At 69.5% G+C, this 17964-nt stretch carries 19 protein-coding genes and 1 pseudogene; 12 read left to right on the top strand and 8 right to left on the bottom strand.

Features of this window, described 5'->3' with window-relative positions; translation table 11 throughout:
• The 4 genes from ACFXB5_RS18760 to ACFXB5_RS18745 all read right to left on the bottom strand — a co-directional run.
• Positions 1–1228: carboxylesterase/lipase family protein (locus ACFXB5_RS18760; protein ID WP_385208939.1), on the bottom strand; the 1228-nt coding region annotated here is incomplete at its 3' end.
• Between the two features lie 155 nt (positions 1229–1383).
• Entirely contained in the window at positions 1384–2283 is a 900-nt protein-coding gene (locus ACFXB5_RS18755) for an MBL fold metallo-hydrolase (RefSeq protein WP_385208937.1), read from the bottom strand.
• A gap of 38 nt (positions 2284–2321) precedes the next feature.
• Positions 2322–3293: a hypothetical protein gene (locus ACFXB5_RS18750; protein WP_385208934.1), complete on the bottom strand. Its 972-nt coding sequence runs from the start codon at positions 3291–3293 to the stop codon at positions 2322–2324.
• Positions 3294–3506: 213 nt separating this feature from the next.
• Positions 3507–4403, bottom strand: coding sequence for a helix-turn-helix domain-containing protein (locus ACFXB5_RS18745; RefSeq protein ID WP_385208932.1), 897 nt, complete (start codon positions 4401–4403; stop codon positions 3507–3509).
• A 130-nt stretch (positions 4404–4533) separates the two neighbouring features.
• On the opposite strand from ACFXB5_RS18745, the gene ACFXB5_RS18740 reads away from it, so the two are divergent.
• A complete protein-coding gene (locus tag ACFXB5_RS18740; protein WP_385208930.1) occupies positions 4534–5046 on the top strand; it encodes an SRPBCC family protein in 513 nt (170 codons plus the stop codon).
• Between the two features lie 534 nt (positions 5047–5580).
• On the opposite strand, the gene ACFXB5_RS18735 is transcribed toward ACFXB5_RS18740, so the two are convergent.
• On the bottom strand, positions 5581–6489 hold the full coding sequence (locus ACFXB5_RS18735) for a LysR family transcriptional regulator (protein ID WP_385208927.1): 909 nt from the start codon (positions 6487–6489) through the stop codon (positions 5581–5583).
• A 129-nt stretch (positions 6490–6618) separates the two neighbouring features.
• On the opposite strand from ACFXB5_RS18735, the gene ACFXB5_RS18730 reads away from it, so the two are divergent.
• From ACFXB5_RS18730 to ACFXB5_RS18720, 3 genes are all read left to right on the top strand, one after another.
• Positions 6619–7422, top strand: coding sequence for an SDR family NAD(P)-dependent oxidoreductase (locus tag ACFXB5_RS18730; protein WP_385208924.1), 804 nt, complete (start codon positions 6619–6621; stop codon positions 7420–7422).
• Between the two features lie 357 nt (positions 7423–7779).
• Positions 7780–8037: a type II toxin-antitoxin system Phd/YefM family antitoxin gene (locus tag ACFXB5_RS18725; RefSeq protein ID WP_014043545.1), complete on the top strand. Its 258-nt coding sequence runs from the start codon at positions 7780–7782 to the stop codon at positions 8035–8037.
• Positions 8034–8285 carry a type II toxin-antitoxin system RelE/ParE family toxin gene (locus ACFXB5_RS18720; protein ID WP_086881232.1) on the top strand — a complete coding sequence of 84 codons (252 nt, stop codon included), beginning with the start codon at positions 8034–8036 and terminating at the stop codon, positions 8283–8285. Before ACFXB5_RS18725 ends, ACFXB5_RS18720 begins: the two co-directional genes overlap by 4 nt.
• 180 nt (positions 8286–8465) lie before the next feature.
• On the opposite strand, the gene ACFXB5_RS18715 is transcribed toward ACFXB5_RS18720, so the two are convergent.
• Positions 8466–9425: a hypothetical protein gene (locus ACFXB5_RS18715; protein ID WP_385208921.1), complete on the bottom strand. Its 960-nt coding sequence runs from the start codon at positions 9423–9425 to the stop codon at positions 8466–8468.
• A gap of 63 nt (positions 9426–9488) precedes the next feature.
• Here ACFXB5_RS18715 and ACFXB5_RS18710 point away from each other — a divergent pair, with 63 nt between their 5' ends.
• From ACFXB5_RS18710 to ACFXB5_RS18690, 5 genes are all read left to right on the top strand, one after another.
• Positions 9489–10031: a hypothetical protein gene (locus tag ACFXB5_RS18710; protein ID WP_385208918.1), complete on the top strand. Its 543-nt coding sequence runs from the start codon at positions 9489–9491 to the stop codon at positions 10029–10031.
• Between the two features lie 448 nt (positions 10032–10479).
• On the top strand, positions 10480–10746 hold the full coding sequence (locus tag ACFXB5_RS18705) for a hypothetical protein (RefSeq protein WP_385208915.1): 267 nt from the start codon (positions 10480–10482) through the stop codon (positions 10744–10746).
• A complete protein-coding gene (locus ACFXB5_RS18700) occupies positions 10746–11144 on the top strand; it encodes a hypothetical protein (protein ID WP_385208912.1) in 399 nt (132 codons plus the stop codon). The genes ACFXB5_RS18705 and ACFXB5_RS18700 overlap by 1 nt, the downstream gene beginning before the upstream one ends.
• A 145-nt stretch (positions 11145–11289) precedes the next feature.
• A complete protein-coding gene (locus ACFXB5_RS18695) occupies positions 11290–11541 on the top strand; it encodes a hypothetical protein (RefSeq protein WP_385208909.1) in 252 nt (83 codons plus the stop codon).
• Positions 11534–11839: a hypothetical protein gene (locus ACFXB5_RS18690; protein WP_385208907.1), complete on the top strand. Its 306-nt coding sequence runs from the start codon at positions 11534–11536 to the stop codon at positions 11837–11839. Before ACFXB5_RS18695 ends, ACFXB5_RS18690 begins: the two co-directional genes overlap by 8 nt.
• A 342-nt stretch (positions 11840–12181) precedes the next feature.
• On the opposite strand, the gene ACFXB5_RS18685 is transcribed toward ACFXB5_RS18690, so the two are convergent.
• Entirely contained in the window at positions 12182–13666 is a 1485-nt protein-coding gene (locus ACFXB5_RS18685) for a UDP-N-acetylmuramoyl-L-alanyl-D-glutamate--2,6-diaminopimelate ligase (RefSeq protein WP_385208904.1), read from the bottom strand.
• A gap of 871 nt (positions 13667–14537) precedes the next feature.
• Positions 14538–15218, bottom strand: a pseudogene (locus ACFXB5_RS18680) (integrase core domain-containing protein); the annotation flags it as partial.
• 89 nt (positions 15219–15307) lie between these two features.
• On the opposite strand from ACFXB5_RS18680, the gene ACFXB5_RS18675 reads away from it, so the two are divergent.
• From ACFXB5_RS18675 to ACFXB5_RS18665, 3 genes are all read left to right on the top strand, one after another.
• Positions 15308–15490, top strand: a complete 183-nt coding sequence (locus ACFXB5_RS18675) for a helix-turn-helix domain-containing protein (protein WP_385208993.1) — start codon at positions 15308–15310, stop codon at positions 15488–15490.
• 231 nt (positions 15491–15721) lie between these two features.
• A complete protein-coding gene (locus tag ACFXB5_RS18670; RefSeq protein WP_201858825.1) occupies positions 15722–16177 on the top strand; it encodes a hypothetical protein in 456 nt (151 codons plus the stop codon).
• Entirely contained in the window at positions 16174–17928 is a 1755-nt protein-coding gene (locus ACFXB5_RS18665) for a M48 family metalloprotease (RefSeq protein ID WP_385208901.1), read from the top strand. Before ACFXB5_RS18670 ends, ACFXB5_RS18665 begins: the two co-directional genes overlap by 4 nt.
• Positions 17929–17964 lie beyond the last annotated feature (36 nt).

Raw genomic sequence — 17964 nt, 5'->3', positions numbered from 1 at the left:
CGCTAACCCCTTCCGGGCCTGGGGCGCCCACCCCCAAGCCGTCCCCTACGGTCGGGTAGGGGGGGGGGGGGGGGGGGCCACTGGCCAGTGCCCAGCTGCCCGCGCCGAACGCGGCGTCGCCCATGATGGCGGACCGCAGCTCACCGAAGGACGCCTTGGGGCGTGCCTTCCGGTACGTCTCGACGAGCCGTGCTGGATTCGGGTGAGAGCGGGCCGCCGCCGCGTGGACGTCGGCCGCGGTCGAGGTGGAGTAGTTGCCCATGGGGGCCAGGTAGAGGTTGGCCTCCTCGGTGTTGATCCCGATGAGCAGGTCGACGTCGGCGCTGAGGCCGGTGGCGACGGATTCGGCGGGCTGCGTGTCGAGGGCCAGGCTGAAGGGGCTGAGTCCGATCAGCGGGTCGCTGTGCGTCTCGGTCCGCAGGTCGATGCCCGCGACCCGGTTGGCGGCCTCGACCAGGCGCTCGTCGGAGACGTCCGCGAAGGCGTCGACATGGGGATCGACGCCCAGCGCCTCGGTCGCGGCCTTGGTGACGCGGGCGGCCTGCTCGATCGTGAACGCCCCCCGGCCGCTGCCGCTCTGGACGATCGCCCGGCGGAAGAGGCCCGTGGCCTCGGGGGTGGCGAGCACGCCGCCGACGATGGTTGCCCCGGCCGACTGGCCGAAGAGTGTGACGTTGCTCGGGTCACCGCCGAAGGCGGCGATGTTCTCCCGCACCCAGCGCAGCGCGGCGACGACGTCGAGCAGGCCGCGGTTGGCGGGCGCTCCGGGGATGTCGAGGAATCCCGCGATGCCGAGCCGGTAGTTCAGGGTAACGAGGATGACGCCGTCGCGGGCGAAGCCGGAGCCGTCGTACAGCGCGGACCGCGTCGATCCGGCGACGAATCCGCCGCCGTGGACGAACACCATGACGGGCAGAGCGCTGTCCATGGCGGCGGGCGTCCAGATGTTGACGGTGAGGTAGTCCTCCCCCTGGCTCCAACCGGGGCCGAAGTAGGGGGACATGTCCACGGTGCCGAGCTTGCGCTCGGACTGCGGCGCGTTGGGTCCCGGCACGGTGGCGTCCCGTACGCCGTCCCAGGACTCATGCGGCTGCGGCGGCGCGAATCGGCCGGCGCCGAGGGGAGGGGCGGCGTAGGGGATGTTCAGAAAGGCGGTGGTGTCGTCCTGTCGTAGGCCGCGGACCGCCCCTTGCGCGGTGGTCACAACGGGGTCGGGGTGGTGGTTCACAGTGGTGCCTTTCTGCGGGCCTCAGCCCTGTTCGGTGTACGCGAAGGGGACCCAGCCCTTGATCGGCATCTCGTTGTCTTTGTCTACGGTTGGGTCGTCGACGGCCCGTGGCCCGGGGTATGGCCCCGGGGCCATGGTTGTGGACCGACCAGATGTCAGAGTCGGTCGAGCGAGGCCCACCGCTTTATGCCGAACGAGCCGCCGCTGCGTTCCACTTCCAGCGCGCCGTGTCCCGCGAAGTGAGCAGGCAGGACAAGCGCGTTGGCGTCGGCGGCCCAGCCGAGAATCTCGTGCCGGGTCTTGCGGGAAGCCTGTGCGTCCTCGCAGAAGCAGCTGTTGTGGTCCGGCTGCATGACCTGGAAGGGGGAGTGCATCAGATCGCCGGCGAAGACCGCGCGCTCGGAGCCGGAGTGCAGCATCAGGACACTCGATCCCGGTGTATGGCCGGGTGCGGCCTGTAGACGGAGGTTGGCGTCGATCTGGTGGCTCGACTCCCAGAGCTGGACCTGGCCCGCGGCGTGTACGGGCGCGACGCTGTCCTCGAAGACGTTCTCGTTGACTCCGCCGGCGATCTTGGGGTTGTTGGCCGGGTTCCAGAACTCGAAGTCGGCCTTGGGCATCACGTAGGTGGCGTTGCGGAAGGTCGGAACCCAGGCCTGGCCCTCCAGGCGGGTGTTCCATCCCACGTGGTCGACGTGCAGGTGGGTGTTGACCACGATGTCGACGTCGTCGGGGTGCACGCCGGCCCGCTGGAGGTTGTCGAGGAAGTCCAGCTCCAGGTGGTCCCAGGCCGGTGTGTGGGGGCGTTCCTTGTGATTGCCGATCCCGGTGTCTATGAGGACGGTCTTGCCCTCGCTGCGCAGCACCCACGTCTGCACGGCCACCTCACAGATACCGGTCTCGTCGCTGAGGAAGTCCGGGACGAGCACGGACCGGTGTTCGTCCCAGTGCTGCTTCGGCGAGCCGGGGAAGAATGTCCCCGGGTCCATGCCGACCGGTCCGTGCATCTCCTCGACCCGGGTCACCTCGACGTCGCCGAGAGTAATGTCACTCATGATATGTGGTCCTCTATTCGTATCGTCCGGGCGGGTTCCTACCGGTCGCCGTGCAGGCGTGCGCGCAGCAGATTGGGGTCAGCGGCCGTGGTGTAGGCAGCGCTGAGCACGTACACGTCATTGCCGCGCAGGGCGATGGAGGTGGGGTTCTGAAGTCCGTTTGTGGCATCCAGCACGGTGGTGCTGGTGCCGTTGGACCGGATGCGCACGACCGTGTTGGGGGCGTTGAGTGCGGCGAGGACGTCGTCGCCGCGGCCGGTGAACGCGAAATCGTCGATTCCGGCCAGGCCTGATGCCTTGACCTGCGGGGTGCCCGCACGGTTTCCGGAGCGGATCGGAATGCGCAGCAGGGTGCCCCGGTCGAGGTTGGTCACCCACAGTGCGCCGTCGTGTACTTTCGCGCCGTTGGCTCCAAGGAAGCCGGTCGAGGCGAGCTCGGGGGCGGCGGACCAGGCGGTGGGTGTTCCGCCGCCGATGGGAACGGTCCACACAGTGCCGAGCGCCGAGTCGGTGATGTAGAGCTGCCGGCTGTGCTCATCCAGTGCCAGCCCGTTGGGCAGGCCGTTGGCGGGCAGCGCGGCGATGCGCTCCGGGTCCTGCCCGGGGCGTATCCGCCACAGCCCTGTCAGGTCGGCCGTGCCGGTCGCGTAGAGCATGTAAACGGTGCCGTCCGAGGTATGGACGATGCCGGTGGTCAGGGGGAAGCCGAGGACCGGTGTCTTGACTCCGCCGTCGGCGGGTGCGGGCAGCGTCGCCAGGATGCGCGTCGCGCCGCCAGGGCTGACCTGAGCCACCTGGCGGCTGGCGGCGAAGGTGACGTCTGCCGTGCCGTCGGGCAGCAGGGTGACGTTCTCCGGCATCTGGCCTGCTGACAGGTCGAAGTGGGCGGCGACCCGCACATCTGTCAGTGGCCCTGTGGAGGACAGCGCGTTGGCCGGCGTAGCCGCCGTAAGGGTGGCTACAGCCACCGATACGGCCGACATGGTGATCTTGATACTTCGCTTGGACATGGTTCCCTCACTGCTTTCGGGCATGCGGTAGCCGCGGTGCGGCGACGTGGTCGAGAGGGGCCTCGGGGGAGGCCGGAGGTCGCGATCTGCCGGAGGTCGCGTGCTGCCGACCGGCGGGCGTGGGCGTGTCCGGCGACCGGGGCAGTCCGGTGGCGGGGCGCCGCGGCGGTCAGGCAGGCCGCGGGCGCCCTCGGGCGACGGAGGGGCGCGGGGTCAGATGCGGTTTTCGGCGCCGTGGCGCGGCCGGGTCGCTTCCTCCGATGCGGTGGCGTGGGCGAGCAGGTTCAGGGCTGTCGCGGAGGAGGAGCCGGGGTCGGCTGTGGCCACCACCAGGGCCGGGCCGTTCCCTTGCGGGCTCTGCAGCGTCTGCTGGGTGACAGTCAGGGTCCCGACCAGCGGGTGGCGCATCTCATAGTCGGCGACATCGCAGGCCACGATCCGGTGATCGGCCCACATCGTGGCGAACTCCGGACTACCCATGGTCAGCTCGCCGATCAGTCCGGCCAGCAGTGGATCATCGGGGTATCGGCCAGCCGTCAGACGCAGGTTGCCCACCACGGCCCGGGCCTTCGCGGGCCAGTCTGTGTACAGGTCACGAGTGTGCGCGTCGAGGAACACCAGCCTGGCCATGTTCGGCCGTCGGCCCGGAGTGTCGGGGCTGCCCAGATCGAGATGGCCGGCGAACAGCCCGTGACCTTGACGGTTCCAGGCCAGGACGTCGCTGCGGCGGCCCATGACGATGGCGGGTGTGCCCTCGATGGCTGCCAGCAAAGCGCCGGTTGCTGGGGATATGCGTTCGGCACGCGGCCGACCCGCGGGCCTGCCGCGTCTCGGTGCATTGGCCAGGGCGTGCAGATGGGCACGCTCGGAGTCATCCAGTCGCAGGGCCTTCGCGATGGCGTCGAGCACCTCGCGCGAGGCGTTGTGCGACTGGCCCTGCTCCAGGCGGGTGTAGTAGGGCGCGCTGATGCCCGCGAGCATCGCGAGCTCCTCCCGGCGCAGCCCCGGCACCCGGCGCCGCTCGCCGTAGGTCTGCAGCCCGACGTCTTCCGGCCGCAGCTGGCCGCGGCGTGCCTGAAGGAAGTCGGCGAGGTGCCCGTGGTTATTCATGTATCCGAGTGTGCATCCCGCCGACGATTCGTGCCTGACCCCGCTGGGGTAGTGATCCGCAGGGTCTGGCTCGCTTCTGTCCCGGTCTCCAGGATGGCCGCATTCCTCTTCATCGCCTCCGGGAGAATCCATGAGCATCACCACCCCCGACCCACAGCATCCGCTTGCCGGGCTCGACCTCACTCCCTTCGCCTTCACCCGGCGGTGCTGGGTCGACGGAACGCCGGACTCCGTCTACCGCCTCATCAGCGACGTATCACTGATCGAGAGGTGGAGCCCGAGCGCCAGCGAGGTGAGCTACGCGCCGGGCGACGGTCCCTGGGTCGGCGCCCGGTTCAGCGGCCTCAACCGCCGGGACCAGCGCAAATGGGTCACCCACTCCGAGGTGGTGCAGGCCGATCCAGGCCTCGCCTTCGCCTTCGTCGTCGGCGGAGCCGATCACGGCATCGTGCGCTGGAGTTGGCACTTCCGCGAGCAGGGCACCGGCAGCATCGTCGAGCAGTCCTGGCAACTGCTGCGCACCGATCCGGTCCTGGGCGCCACACGCGAGGACGTCATCGCGCTGCGCGACCACATGGCCGACAGCGCGGAGGCCACGTTGGTCGCCCTCGCGGAATGGATCGTCGCCGACCGTGCGCGGTGATCCCACTGCACAAGCTCTACGAGGACGACGGCGCCCCGACCGACATCGAGATCTCCACCGTCCGCCCCCGACAGGTTCTGGTGATCGGTAGCCTCAGCGAGTTCCCGACCGCGGCTCGGCGAACCCGGAGAAGATCACCTCCATGGGGATGCCCGGCGGGCTGGACCGCTCGCCCTACAGCACCTTCACCCGGGCGTTCTCCTCCCAGCGGTCCCCCTCCTCCGGATACGCCCGACACCAGCACCGGACGCGTCCAACGGGGCTGACCTAAGAAGCTGTCTTTCCGGGCTTGAGGGCTGCGTTTTCGCTGGTCGGGCGCGGGGCCGGAGGTTCCGTGGGAGTAGTGGCCCGTTGTGCTGCGGCTCCCGGTGAGGTCGTGGATGCCGTCGGTGGTTGGCCTGCTCGAACAGCGTGAGCTGGGTGCTCGCCGTCGCGTGGACGAACTATGAGAGGAGGCCGACCGCGTCCAGGCCGAGTCGGCCGTGGCCGAGCAGAGCGGAATCCCAGCGTGGATCTTCCTTGCCGGGTGCGGCGTTATGGCGCCGCGCGAAGCTGTGCGGCCTCCTGGCGCAGCGCCCCCACGGTGGCCGTCACCTCGGGAGAGCGGTCGCGGACCGTGACGGCGACGATGGCTCGGCCGAGCCAGGCGGGGTCGTCGACTTGGACGATGCGGACGCCGGTGGGGACCGCGGCGGCCGCTACTTCGGGGAGTACGGCGATGCCGAGACCGGCGGCGACAAGGCCGAGGCGAGTGGGCCATTCGCGGGCGGCATAGGCGATCCGCGGGTGGTCGAGGGTTGGCCAGGCGCCGAACTGGGGGTCGTCGCGGAGGCCCTTGCCGACGATCCAGGGTTCGTCCCCCAGCTCGGTCACCGGAATGGTTCCGCGGCCGGCGAGCCGGTGGTTCGCGGGGACGGCGAGCAGGAGATGGCCGTCGAGGAGCAGGTCGCGGCGCAGTCCCTCGAAATCGTAGGCGGGCAGGTCCGCTCCCACACCGATCACTGCGATGTCGATGCGGTGAGCGCGGAGTTGGCGAAGCTGCGTGGGCGAGGACGCCTCGCCGAACTCGGCGATCAAACCCGGGTGGTCGTTTCGCAGGCGGGCCATTGCCCTGGGGACGAGTACGGCGGCAGCCGAGGGGAACGCCGTGATGGCGACGCGTCCGGTGACGTGGTCATGCAACCCGGCGAGGTCTGTACTGACGGCGTCGATCTCGTTGAGGGCTGTTGCGGCCCGGCGGGCGAGCATCATGCCCGCGGGAGAGGGGGTCACCCCGCGGGCGCCCCGGACGAACAGCGTTACGCCTGCGGCGGCTTCCATCGCCGCCATCTGACGGGACACCGCGGACTGGGTGTATCCGAGTGCGTCGGCCGCGGCGGTGAACGAGCCGGTGTCGATTACGGCCTGGACGACGCGGAGACCGGTGAGGGTGAAGTCGGCCACGCCATCATCCTGACACATTCTGAAACCGCATGTCTCCTATGTAAGACCTTCGCTGGTGGAATGTCTCGATCAACAGCACGATGGAACAGCAACAGCAAGCAATCCATCCACCTGCAGGGAGCACCAGCCATGGCCAAGACCTGGTTCATCACGGGCAGTTCGAGGGGGTTCGGCCGCGAGTGGGCGGAAGCGGCGCTCGAGCGCGGCGATCATGTCGCGGCGACGGCCCGGGTCGTCAGCCAGCTGACCCCTTTGGTCGAGCGGCACGGGGATGCGGTATTGCCGGTCCGGCTCGACGTTACCGACCGCGCCGCGGTGCATGAGGCAGTGCAGCGTGCCCACGCGCATTTCGGTTCACTGGACATCGCGGTCAACAACGCCGGATACGGGCATTTCGGTATGGTCGAGGAGGTGAACGAGGACGACCTCCGTGCTCAGATGGAGACCAACTTCTTCGGTGCGGTGTGGGTCACACAGGCCGTGCTGCCTCTCATGCGGTCGCAGCGATCGGGGAGGATCCTGCAAGTGACCAGCGAGGGCGGCGTACGTGCATTCCCCGGCATCGGTGCGTACCACGCCTCCAAATGGGCCCTTGAGGGGTTGTCGGAGTCTCTGGCGCAAGAAGTTGCAGCCTTCGGCATCCATATCACCAACGTCGAGCCCGGCCCCTACGCCACCGACTGGCTGGCCCGCGGGGCACGGCACAGCGAGCCGCACCCGGACTACACCGAAGTCCGCGCGGCCACTGCACCGGATTTCGAGGTAGGCGACCCGCGCGCGACCCGCGACGCGATTCTTCAGATCGTCGATGCGGACCAGCCCCCGCTGAGGATCTTCCTCGGCAAGTCCTTCACCGATGTCGCTGGTCTCTACGAGGAGCGTCTGAGCACCTGGCGTCAGTGGCAGCCGGTCTCCCTGGCTGCGTTCGGCTAAAGCGGCAACGCTGGGTATCAGTGGTGTGCGAGTCGGGAGCGAAGGCGCCGTCGATTCCTTCAGCGGCCCCCTCGGCCGCTTCGGCGGGGCGGGGGATGAGGATCTTCTCGTAGGCGGTGACGGCATGGCCGACGGTGGTGTGTCCAGTGAGGGCCTGGGTCAGGCCAGCGCCGTCGCGCATGGCGAGGTTGGTGCCCATGCCCGTGGCGGTTCATGCCGGTTTTCGGGAACGTCCCGCGAAGCGCGACGTTCCCGGCGGATCGGGTGCGGTTCACGCGCTGGCGGGCCAGGCGGAGGATGGCCTGGGTGTGTGTCTTGCCGCGTGCGCGCTGCCGCGTGGAGTGTACAGTTCTGTTCATGAGTGACACCTTGCCGATTACAGAGGCTCGGGCCCGGTTCGGGTCGCTGGTGCGTCGCGCGTCCCATGCCCGTGAGCGGATCACCATCACCGACCATGGCCAGCCCGCGGCGGTCCTGATCAATCCGCAGGAACTCGCCGACCTCGAGGACGCCCTGGCCCTGGCGCAGTACCGGGCGCGGCAGGCGTCCGGCGAGGCCACGGGTGTGCCGCATGAGCAGGTGCGTGCCCAGCTCGGGCTGGGGCACGCTTCTTGACCTACACGATCATCTGGGACGAGGGCGCGGTGAACGCGGCCGCCCGGTTCCTCAAGGACGACCCAGACGGCCTGCGGCAGCTGATGGACGCCGTCGACCTGCTCGCCGACACCCCGCGGCCGGCGGGCACCGCGGAGTATGGCTCCCCGGACCTGCGCCGCATGCACGTCGGCCGTTACCGCGTCCTGTACGAGATCACAGAAACCACTGTGACCATCGTGGTGATCCACATCGGCCGCATCGGCTGAACCAAGCGGGCCCGGCAGCGGACGCGGACGCGGACTGCGGAGCAGCTGCTGCCAAGCACCCAGGGCAAGCCAAACCCCGCCTCCAACGTCGTCGCCAGGCTGTGGCCACCGAGGCCGCCGCTTTGTGCCGGGCCCGTTCCGAGCCGGGGCTTACGGCGTGATCCGTGCGGGCCGGGCGCTCTACAGCAGCCCTCTCAGCGGCAGGATGCGCTCGGTGAGCTGTCCGCGCAGCTTTCCTTCGGCGGTGTTGGTTTCGGCGAGCCAGTCGGCAGTGATCAGCAGTCCGGCGTGCTCGGCGACTTCCTCGGGTGGCAGGGCGGTGAACGCGGCGGCCTGGTCCAGGTTCAGCCCGCCGTCCTCGGAGTGTCCGAGGCGGCCGTCGGGGCGGGCGTGGGCGGCGGTGTACAGGACCAGGAGCCGGGTGGCGGCGCCCAGTTTCTTTTTGCGGAGCTTCCGGTCACCGACGACTTTCTGGGCCCAGCCGGAGATCCTGGCGCGGGTGGTCTTGCCGAAAGTGAACGGGCGGGGCTGGGTGGGCAGCAGCGTGGGGACGGTGACCGCGGTGGGGTCCTCGGAGCGGGAGGCCATCACCTCGGCGACGGTGCCGGGCGGGCACAGCCAGCCGCCGGTGACCAGCCGCTGAAGCACCCGCTCGGCATCGTCCGGAAGCCAGCCGGTGAGGTCCTGGCCGGTGACGTTCCCGGTGCCGGCGCGCGCGGCCCGCAGGGTGAGCCTGAGTACCGCCAGGCGCACCTCGGCCTCCGGGTGTGGGGAGTGGGCGGCGACGTAGTCCAGCACGGCACGGGCGTGCACGGCCTGTGGCCGGGTCAGCAGCCGTTCCACCAGCTGGTTGCCGACCGCCCTGTCGCCGACCGCCAGCTGGTCGTTGCCCGCTGGGTCACCGACCATCTGGCCGCCACGGTTGGCGTGCATCTCGCGGGTGGTCTGCGCGACCTTCTCGGCACGCTTCGCCTCGTGGCGCAGGGCGCCGTCGCCACTGACGTCGGCCCACCAGGCGAAGGCGCGGGCCTTGCGTTCGTGGAGCCCGGCGAGGAGGGCGAGGTCGGGCTCGGTGCGCTGTAGGTGGCACGGACGCGTCCCCGAGTTCGATGAGCTCCATCCGCAGAGCGCCGGGCTCAAGGTCGTGCGGCACGATCCGCTGCGCGATCTTCCCCCACCGGTTCGCCCGCCGGGACGCCCTGGGTGAGGTGGCGCGGGCGCGCGGGACCGACGTGGGGGAAGAAGAAGCGCCGGCCGCGGGGGAGGGGCCGTGGTCGGGTCGGGCTGCTCACCTGGCGCTACGCGAGCGCGGCCGCGGTGCTCGGCACCAGCGTCCTGGACCGCGTCGTGGGCGGCCGGCCCGCGCTGACGGCAGCTGTCGTGACGGCACTGTGCGAGGAGCCGACCCTCGGCCAGCTGCGGGATGCCCTGTCGATCCCGTGCACCGACCTGCTGATCGCGCGCGAGCCCGCGTTCCGGGACCGGCACGACGAAGAGCGCCACGAGCTGCTCCGCGGGGTGCAGGGCGTCACCGAGTTTGCTGCCGGGCTCGGCGACGGCGTGCCGGAGGACGCGGCTGGCTTGTGGGCCGGGCGGCTCACCGAGTTCGACCGCCTGGGCACGGACCCCCTGTACGAGGGCGTCCTGGGACGGCTCCTGCCCTTCGCCGAGCAGTTCCCCAACGAGATCAGCTGGTACCTGAAGCAGTCCCGGGCGGGCGCACTGCCCCACCAGATCCGTACCTGACACAGCAGGAGGTTGAGCTGCCGGCGCCCCGACGCGCAGGTTCAAAGCACCGCACTGCTATCCCGATATGGGTCTCGGGGGTGAAGTCGTGGGCTTCGGACGCCAGTGCGCGGATCCGTGTGCGACGGCGCGGTCGAGCCGGTGCGTGGACATACGATCAGCTGCTATGAGCATCACACGTCGGCCGCGGCCACGGCCCGCAGCCACAGCCTCCTGCTGCCCAGCTCGAGGCGGGCAGCGTCCGCCGGATGAGCGCCGCCGAGGCCGACATCGACGCGGCGCCGCTGTACCGGCCCGGCGGGCTGGAACACATTGCCCAACTGCGTGAGCGTGGCGTGCTCGGCCCCTCGGACCAGCCCGCCTGACTGTAGGACCGGCTGGCTGGGATGCCCGGTGACTCCTGTGCGGTGGGCTGCGCCCGGCCCTCTACTCGCAGTAGAGTCGGGGTATGGCAGATGAGACGAGTATCAAGGTGAGCTCGGCCGCGCGTGACCGGCTGGCCGTTCTGGCGGCCGAGGGCAACACGACGATCCGGCAGCTTGTCGAGGAGCTCGCCGAGGGCCGGCCGACCCAGGCCGAGTACGCGGAGCGCGCCGCGCAGGCCCGCGCCGAGCTCGCCTCCGTCCTGGGCAGCGTGCCCAGCGAGGAGGCCGAGACGAAGGCCCGTGGTCTCCTGGAGCGTCTCGCCGCCGGCCAGGGCTCGGCGGCCGAGTAGTGGGGCCGATCGCGGTCGTCCTGGACCACACGACCGCCGCCGCCCTCCACGACCCCAAAGATCCGTACAACGAGGCTGTCGCCGCGTTCTACGTTCAGGCATCCGGGGGCCTGGGCACCCTCTACGCCCCGGTGCTCTCCCTGACGGTCGGCGACAGCGAGCAGACCGGTCTCCTCGCCTACATCCACGGGCTGCGGTTCATCACGATCGAGCCCTTCGACACGCAGGCCGCGCTCACCGCCGCTGCGTTACTGCATGCCGGGTACTCCTGGGCGGCCGTCCACGCCATCCACGCGGCCCGAGCCTCCGCCGAGTTCCCCGCCGGGCGCTTCCTGCTCACTTTGACGCCCGAGCTGTACGAAGGAACCGGCGTCCAGGCGGCCCATCCCGACCAGTAGCAGGCCGCTTCCGTCGGACTCGGAGCGATAGAGCGCCTTGACGCCGATCCGGTCGACGGGATGGTCCGGGACACGGCAGACTCGGGGACGGATGGAAGGGGCAGGCACGAGTGCACAGCCGATTCACCCGCGCGAGCCTGACCGGGTGCCGCGGAACGCCGAGGGCATCGCGGCCGCGCTCGAGGGCGAGCGGCGGATGGAGTTCTACCGCGAGCTCCTGGCGGCCGCCCCGGAGAAGGCCGAGGGGGTCCTGCGCCGCTGGTGGTGCGAGGCGATGCTGGACACCGACCCGTCTGGTGACCGGTTCACCGAGGCCGCGCTGAACGGCACCCTGCCCACGACGAGCGTCGCGGCGGCCATCGCGCGCCGCCGGGCGGCCGGGTTGCCCGTTGAGTGAATCGCATGGCCAGGAGCCGGAAGGCTGGCCGTGCGAGCTGTCCGAAGAGGTCGACGCGCTGCTGGCCGGCTTGTCCCTGCCGGGTGAGGTCTTCGGGGCGGTCATCGCGGCGACGGTTCAGATCAACGAGACCCGGGGCATGGTGCCGGCCAGTACGGCCTCGGCGAAGTGGCCGCAGCAGCGGCGGATGCCACTCGGCCGGGATGGAGTACTCGGCGTGGCTGAGTACGTGATCTCGCTGGCGCCGACCCGCCGTACATCGTCCTCACCCGCGTCCAGCTGTACTGACCGTTCCTGACGGCCTGGTGCCGGGTGCTGAACGCACCGAGCTGTGGCATGGTAGCCGGACGGGCCGACCCCAGCCCGTCCCGATCAGCGCCATCAGGCGTCCACGCCGACGGAAATGAGGGCGGGGCCGCACGTCCCCGAGGTAGCCGCGGGGCCCCGAGGTCTCGTGTGTAGCGGGTAGCGGGTCTCTGACGGTGCTGGCGGCCGACGATGTGCCGGACGACCACCTTCGCGTCGGCCAGGGCCGCGGACCTGCCATTGCGCATCGGCCAGCAGGTCGGCGTCTGGAGCAGCTGCACGTCCTCGTGCCCGGCACTGCAACCAGCGCCGGGCGTCAAGAAGGCCGGTACGCCTACCGCGTGGCGAGTTCGCGTACCGTCGCCATGTCGCTGAACGGCAGCAGTTCCTCGTTGACGATCTGGTAGGGTTCGCTGCCTTTGCCCGCGATCAGGATGACGTCGCCGTGCCCTGCGGCGGACAGGGCGAAGGAGATCGCGCGGCGGCGGTCGGCGAACCGTTCGAAAGTGGTGCCGCTCGCGAGCAGGCCCGGGACGATCTGATCCATGATCGTCCGGGGGTCTTCGTTCCGGGGGTTGTCCGAAGTGAGAACGCACAGATCGGAGTAGGTGCCGGCGATCTCCCCCATCTGGGCGCGCTTGGTGACGTCCCGGTCCCCGCCGCAGCCGAAGACCGTGACGACCCGGCCAGAGGCGAAGCCGCGGATGGTGGTCAGCACCTTCTCCAGTGAGTCCGGGGAGTGCGCATAGTCCACGATGACGGACGTGCCGTCCGGGGTCTCGTAGCGTTCGAACCTTCCCGGGATCGGGGGCATCTGATCGAGTGCGGCGACCAGTCCGGCCAGATTGTGCCCGATGAGGTGGCAGGCTGCGACAGTGGCCAGTGCGTTGGAGACGGAGAACCGTCCAGGCACGGGGATCGCCGCCGGATACTTGTGGCCGGCGTGGTGCAGGGTGAAGCGGGTGCCGACGGCGTCCATGGTGAGGTCGGTCGCCCGGTAGTCCGCCTCCGCGTCGATGCCGTACGTGACGACCGCGCCGGGCATCATGGCCCCGATGCAGGCTCCGACCGGGTCGTCGGCGTTGACCACCGCACGCCGGCACAGCCCCTGGAACAGACGCAGTTTGGCGTCCCGGTAGTTTTCCATGGTGCCGTGGTCGTCCAGGTGATCCTGCGTCAGGTTGGTGAACACCCCTACATCGATGAACGAGTGGTCGAGGCGGTGGGTCAGCAGGCCCATCGACGTGGCTTCGAGCGCCACGGTGCCGACACCGCGGTCGCGCATGCACCCGAGCAGATACTGGAAGTCCGGCGACTCCGGTGTGGTCAGTACCGACGTCGGCATCGGGATCAGTTCGTCGCCGATCCGGCTGCCGCCCGTCCCGATGACCCCCACCCTGGCGTGCTCGGCGACCCTCAGCACCGACTCCACCATGGAGGAAACCGACGTCTTCCCGTTGGTGCCCGTGACGGCCACCATCTTCATCTGCCGGCCTGGCTCCCCGTGGTAGCGGGAGGCGACGACCGCGGCCGCCTTGCGCGTGTCCGCGACGGCTACGACACATACACCAGCTGCCGAAGCCCAGGTCGCGACCGGAAGGTGCGCCGTCGCGGAGTCGATGAGTATCGCCACCGCGCCGCGTGCGAGAGCCGGTCCGACGGACTCGGGGCCGCCCCCGCGATGGCCGGGCACCGCGATGAACAGGGATCCCGGAGCGGCGCGGTGGGCGTCGAAGCCGGTGCCTCCGGTGATCCTCGTCTCCGGATCGCCCTCGATGACTTCATGATCGTGCCCGGCGAGCAGCTCGCTCAACTTCACAAGGGTCCTCTCGAAGATGCACCGGCTGCCGGTCGTCCGGCGGTCGGCGCGCAGGCGGCGCCAGGGCGCCAAGGGATGACGAAGCAGGAAATTATGGCGAGGGCCGTCGCCGTACGGTTACAGAGGCGGGGAGGGGCTGCCGCGCAGAAAATGGTCCGCCCGCAGGGGCGGGATGATCTCGGAAATGCCGAGAATTACCCGGAATCGCTAGCCGTGGCCGTGCAACGCGCGACAGTAGATCGCCGGCGCGTTCACCGGGTTGACGGCCGTCGCGTACACGGCGGACGGGCACACGGCATGAGCGGCCTGGAACAGGCACTCCCTCACTGCGCATGTGCGACCCATGTGTGGAGTGTACGTCCAGCCGCGGGGGCCTATCCGCTGGCGGTCCCTTTGGCCGGAGCTGCGGGCTGGTCGCCACGGTCACCGCCGGCGCCCAGTGAGCCTCATCCGGCGCCGCGGCATGGGGTCCCTATCCGATGTGGCCCCACGGCCAGGGGGCGCTGTGGGGAAGTAGTCGGCGTGGCCGGCGAGCTGCTGGAGACGCGTTGTCCCAGGCCAGCTCCTTGCGACAGCACACCCGGCGCCCAGCCCGGTGCGACCAGAGCCGCGACCAGGAGCGCGACGAGAGCCGCGGCCGGAGGCGCGACCAGCAGCGCGACACCGCGCTCCGGCTCGCCGGAACGCGGACCGGATGGTGCGGCCGACCATCATCAGCAGGTTGTGCCGTCCCTCCCACTGCCCCCCGGTGGCCAGGTCGGCTCTCACGAGGTGGTCGGCAATCCGCGTCGAATAACTACTTGTTTCCGATCCCTGGGCCGCGAGCTGAGCCGGAGATCGGGTGTGCCGTTCAGAAACTCGTCGCGGCAGGTCAGGCCGCGTACCTGTACTCGTTGATGAGGCATCCGAGGACGCGAGTCCGGAGTAGTCGTCGCGGAGTGCTCGAGTCGGTCAGCGCTGCGACCTGGCGGTCACAAAGGGGCGGACGTTGCTCTCGGGCCTGATGGGGGCGATGGCCGTTGTAGTGCCGGGCGTAGACGTCGAGGACGTGCCGAGCGTGGGTCTCGTTCCAGATCAGCAAGTGATCGAGGAGTTCACACCGCAGTGTCCCGATCATTCTCTCGCAGTGCGCGTTCATCCGCGGGGACCACGGGGCGGTCTTCAGGGTTTCGATGCCCTCGGCTTCGAAGACCGCGTCGAAGGATTCGGTGTATTTGCTGTCCCGGTCACGGATCAAGAAGCGCGGTGACTCCAGGCGCATGCCCTCGGCGAGGGCAAGGTTGCGGGCCTGTTGGGCCGTCCACTGAGCGGTCGGATGTGCGGTCACCCCGGCGACGTGGAGGCGGCGTGTACCGTGCTCGAGGAAGACCAGCGCGTAGACCCGGCGAAGGTCCGCCGGGCCGATGTGCAGGAAGTCGCAGGCGATGATGGAGCTGGTCTGAGCCGTAAGGAACTCGCGTCATGGCGGCCCCATGCGGCGGGGAGCCGGATCGACACCGGCTGCAGTCAAGATTTTCCACACCGTGGAGGCGCCGATCCCGTGGCCCAGCCGGGGACAATGCTGTGAACCACAGCCGGTCCGCCCACTCGTACCGAACCCGCCCCGCGAGTTGCCTGCGCAGCACCGCCGACATCGACGTGATGCTGGCCAGGCGGAAGATGTCCGTGGGAGACCTCGCGGACCGCGTAGGGATCACGCCCGCCAACCTGACGGTACTCAAGAACGGCCGCGCCAAGGCGGTGCGTTTCGCGACGTTCGCCGCGCTTTGCGAGGAGGTGGATCGCCAATCACCCGCAGCACCGTCCCGATTTCCCACGGACTAGATCAGCTGAGACATAGACCAGATCCCTTGAGACGGGACAATCGATCGCCTCGGTCGCGCTTCCGGTTATGGGTTGTCCTGTGACATCGAAGTTTGCGCGCGTGCCATCGAAGGTTGGGCCGGCGGCATAACAACTGGTCAACGGGACGTTATCCATGCCACCACCCCAGTTCCTGCTGCCGTCACGAAGCCGAGCACTGCTACGCCAAGGTCATCTGTTATCATGCCCGCCATGGCCGCGTCCGTACGGGGGATCGTCACGCCGCTCATTGCCGAACATGTGCCGCATGAACGGGAGTTGCTCGAATATTTGCGGCCACTCGACGACGATGGCATCACTCGGCTGTTCACCCGGCCCGATAGCGACGAGCTGCTTGGCTTCGGCGTGGCGGAAGTCGTCAGCCTGATCACCCCCGTCGTATGGCTGGTGGTGAACGAGTTCGTCACCCGGGGAGCAGGCGTCGCGGCGGACGGCTTCTTCGCCCGTATCCGGGCACGCTTCTCCCGGACTCCCGCCCGCGGCACAGGTGTTGCCGCCGACCCGGTGCCGCTGACCCCCGAGCAGCAGAAGGCGGTCTACCAGCGGGTCTACGGCGAGGCGTGCCTGCGGGGCCTCGAGGAGGCGGCCGCGAAGCAGCTCGGGGAAGCCGTCGTCGCCCGGCTGGCCATGGGGCCGTCCGGGCAATGACGACGGCGCAGTCACGAGCGCTCACCGCGCGTGCGACCACCCGGCGGATGCTGATGCTGGTCACGGTGCTACTCGCGTCCGGAACCGCGCTCATCGGCGAAGCGGTGCTCACGTATCACTCCGCGACCTCGCTCCCGCACTGTGCCTCCGCAGCCGGCATGGATCTCCAAGGGCCGAAGTGGCGCACCGAGTTGGGGTTGCGCTTCCACTCGGAGCTGGTCGCCTGCCGGGCGGACGGTGCTCGGACCGCGCTGTACGCGACCGTACTGTGCACCGTCGGCGTCGCGGTGGCGGCCGTGCTGCTGTCCCGGTGGCTGCCGCGGTGGCGGCAGCGCAAGGACCGGCTCCCGGAGCTGTATTCCGCGCAGCGGATCGTGGCAGCTGTCGAGGGCGGCAGCGGGAACGACGAGCGGTTGGCGCATCTGGCCCGGCTGGTGCGGCGCGCCGAGCTGCCCCGGGACCGGTTGCCCGGCTTCGTGTGCAATCCCCGGGCGCTGTCCGCCGGCGCGGTGACTTTCGGCAGCGTCGGCCGCTACACCGTCTGCCTGAACGTGGGGCTGCTGCCCAAACGGACGACCAAGGACAGGTCGCATTTCGACGCGGTCGTGCTGCATGAGCTTGCCCATGTGCGTAACCGGGACGTCGACCTGGCCTATCTCGCCATCGCGCTGTGGCGGGTCTTTTTGATCGCCGTGCTGCTGCCCTGCCTGGCCCTGAACGCGGCCCTGGTGCTCCACGACCGCTTTCAGGGCGACGAGCGGGCGTACTGGGACGGATACGAGCCCGGAGCGAAGACCGCGCTGCTCGCGGTGGTGCTCACCGCGCTGGTCTACGTGGCCAGGGCCGACATCCTGCGCCATCGTGAGCTGGTCGCCGACCGAGATGCCGTATTCGAGTTCGGAAGCGACCGGGAGGTGTGGAGAAAGCAGGTGGAATCGCGGTCAGCCGCGCTGCCCCGGCTTCGGCTCCCCCGCTTTCTGCGCAACCACCCGACCTGGAGTGAGCGCCTGGCCGAAATCGACAACCCCCGCTCCGAGGACAAGGGCGGCACGAAGCTGCAGATCGCGGTCTTCCTCGTCGCGTACGTGACCATCATTTACTCGGTGATCTCCTGGCTCAAGCTCGACGCGGTCCCGGCGCGGACGGTGATCTATCTCGGGTACCTTCTGGGGCCGCTCATCATCGCCACCGGCATTGCGGTATTCCCGCGCCGCAAGGCGCGGAGTGCGGACGAGGCGAGTGCGGCCCGCGCCTGGATGTACGGTGTCATCTGGCTGATCAGCGCCTTTGCGATGAACCCGTTCGCGAATTGGGCGCAGGCGGAGGACGACTGGGTGACGCAGGCAAGTGCCCATCTGCGCGAGATGTCCGACGAGATGAACGAGTGGCGCGACGGACCCGCGGTGAGCGCCGCAGTCAAGGACCGGGCCGTCGGCTGGTACGAGCGGGGAGGCTCTGCGGTGCTCGGCCGGTTCGACAAATACCTTCCGGATGGGGGCGCGGGATCCGATGCCGCCGGCGCCCGCTGTGCCGCCTTGGGCGCGACGGTGAGCGACGCGCTGGAACTGCCGGTCTTTCCGGACTCCGGCGCGGGCGGAAAGGCATGGAAGCGGCTGCTCACGTCGACGGCCGAGGCCCAGGCCCTGCAGTGCCGCTCCGGCTACGACCTGGATGCGCCCAGCGAAGATGCCATGGTCAGCCTGCGCTATGGGCGGGCCAGAACAGCGCTAAGGCAGCTCTTGCCACACTGATTCACAGAAAAGGGACAATTCTTCACAAGCGGCTGA

It is taken from the genome of Streptomyces sp. NPDC059455 (genome assembly GCF_042750115.1).
In the GTDB taxonomy this organism is placed as follows: Bacteria; Actinomycetota; Actinomycetes; order Streptomycetales; family Streptomycetaceae; genus Streptomyces; species Streptomyces endocoffeicus.
This window is presented reverse-complemented; position numbering and strand designations above follow the sequence as displayed.

Bases quoted from the DNA above. Each gene is read 5' to 3' on its own strand.
- ACFXB5_RS18750 (WP_385208934.1), bottom strand. From the start codon at position 3,293: ATGTCCAAGCGAAGTATCAAGATCACCATGTCGGCCGTATCGGTGGCT.
- ACFXB5_RS18675 (WP_385208993.1), top strand. From the start codon at position 15,308: ATGCTGGCCAGGCGGAAGATGTCCGTGGGAGACCTCGCGGACCGCGTA.
- ACFXB5_RS18705 (WP_385208915.1), top strand. From the start codon at position 10,480: ATGGCAGATGAGACGAGTATCAAGGTGAGCTCGGCCGCGCGTGACCGG.
- ACFXB5_RS18755 (WP_385208937.1), bottom strand. From the start codon at position 2,283: ATGAGTGACATTACTCTCGGCGACGTCGAGGTGACCCGGGTCGAGGAG.
- ACFXB5_RS18745 (WP_385208932.1), bottom strand. From the start codon at position 4,403: ATGAATAACCACGGGCACCTCGCCGACTTCCTTCAGGCACGCCGCGGC.
- ACFXB5_RS18730 (WP_385208924.1), top strand. From the start codon at position 6,619: ATGGCCAAGACCTGGTTCATCACGGGCAGTTCGAGGGGGTTCGGCCGC.
- ACFXB5_RS18725 (WP_014043545.1), top strand. From the start codon at position 7,780: ATGAGTGACACCTTGCCGATTACAGAGGCTCGGGCCCGGTTCGGGTCG.
- ACFXB5_RS18670 (WP_201858825.1), top strand. From the start codon at position 15,722: ATGGCCGCGTCCGTACGGGGGATCGTCACGCCGCTCATTGCCGAACAT.
- ACFXB5_RS18740 (WP_385208930.1), top strand. From the start codon at position 4,534: ATGAGCATCACCACCCCCGACCCACAGCATCCGCTTGCCGGGCTCGAC.
- ACFXB5_RS18665 (WP_385208901.1), top strand. From the start codon at position 16,174: ATGACGACGGCGCAGTCACGAGCGCTCACCGCGCGTGCGACCACCCGG.